Genomic DNA, 1,762 nt, shown 5'->3' with positions numbered 1-1,762 from the left:
GGTTGAAGTCGATGCGGGTGATGAGGCTGTGTTCGAGTTCGGGATCGGAGAGGCTGTGCCATTGTCCGAGCAGGACGGCTTTGAACATGGACAACAGGGGATAGGCGGGACGGCCGCGGTGGTCTCGGAGGTAACGGGTTCTTTGACGATTCAGGTATTGTTCGATCGGTTGCCAATCAATCACCTGATCCAACTTCAATAGTGGGAAACGGTCGATGTGTTTGGCAATCATGGCTTGGGCAGTTTGCTGGAAGAAGGTGGTCATGGAAAATCCCCTAAATGTCTTGGTGAGAATTTAGGGGATTTTGGGGAATTTTGCAAAGGTCTCAGATAGTACGGCTATGCGAGGCAACGCCGTACTGGTTTAAAGTCAATCCACTATAAGTCTTTTATTCGAGATTCATGTCCAGTTGAGCAAACCCGCCAAACAAAACAAAAAACCCGCAGCATAGCTGCGGGTTTGATACCTATTTAACACTAAACCAGTATTACCATTCGTAGTTCACGCCTACGTTGTAAGATGCAGAGCCGCCTGAAGAGGTGCCGACTGCAAGACCGGCCTTGGCTGCAAAGTTTTCATTGAAGCGGTAGCCTGCACCGACTGCAACTGCGGTGTCAGATTTGAAACCACCCAAAGCAGCGGTAACGTTAAACTTACCAACGCTGTAAGGTTGGAACAGACCGCTGAGGGCTGCTTGTGCAGCAAGACCTTGGCGGGTCTCTTTGCGCAGATTAGCTACGTTTTTGTCCAAGTTGTCGATACGCGCTGAGTTTTTAGCAATACCGGCAGCGTGTTGGTTGCTTGCTGTTTGCAGGGTAGCAATATCGGCTTTGTTAGCGGCAACTTGTGTGGCATTAGCTTTAACTGCATCTTGAGCTTGAGCAGCAGCAGTTTGCGCCGCACTTGCTACATTATTGGCAGCATCAGCGGATGTTTTTGCAGCTTTGGCATGGCTTTCAGCAGTTTCAGCAGATTTTTGGGCAACTTCAACAGCACCTTTTACCACTTGAGCTGATTTTTGAGCTTCAACAGCTATTGTTCTTACGCTTTCTACAGCAGTCTTATCAGCTTTGGTCTCAATTGCTGCTTTATTGGCGTCGATGTCTTGACGGTTAGCTTCTAAAGCGTCAGCTGCTGCTTTACCGGCTAATGCGAGATCACCGATGTCTTTATCCAAGCTGGCGATCGCATTGTTGAAGCCTTCGTTAGCTTCTTTTTGCTCTTCAAGTTTGGCAGTATTTTCAGCGATTGCTGCTTTATTGGCGTCGATGTCTTGACGGTTAGCTTCTAAAGCGTCAGCTGCTGCTTTGCCGGCTAATGCGAGATCACCGATGTATTTTTTATTGGCATCAATATCTTTACGGTTGGCTTCCAAAGCCTCAGTTGCTTTCAGACCTGCTTGTGCCAAGTCAACGATGTCTTTATCGTGACGAGTGATAGCTGCGCTAGTCGCGTCGCTCAGGGCAGTTACTTCATCACCGATGTCGTTAACTTTTTTACCCATGTCGGCAGTGTATTTTGCCAATTCTTCGAAGTCAGCTTTATCGGCTTTAGTTTCGATTGCTGCTGTGTTGGCATCAATATCTTTACGGTTGGCTTCCAAAGCCTCAGTTGCTTTCAGACCTGCTTGTGCTAAGTCAACGATGTCTTTATCGTGACGAGTGATAGCTGCGCTAGTCGCGTCGCTCAGGGCAGTTACTTCATCACCGATGTCGTTAACTTTTTTACCCATGTCGGCAGTGTATTTTGCCAATTCTTCGA

At 47.8% G+C, this 1,762-nt stretch carries 2 protein-coding genes; both read right to left on the bottom strand.

All coding sequences use genetic code 11. The annotated features are described in order from the left end of the window. On the bottom strand, nucleotides 1-265 hold a 265-nt coding region (locus ACTHUE_RS17780), incomplete at its 3' end, for a transposase (protein WP_440424084.1). Nucleotides 266-488: 223 nt separating this feature from the next. Further along, nucleotides 489-1,762: YadA-like family protein (locus ACTHUE_RS17775; RefSeq protein ID WP_440424083.1), on the bottom strand; the 1,274-nt coding region annotated here is incomplete at its 5' end.

This window comes from Neisseria sp. P0021.S005 (assembly GCF_051956955.1).
Note: the sequence above shows the minus strand (reverse complement) of the source record. Positions and strands in the feature narration are given on the sequence as shown.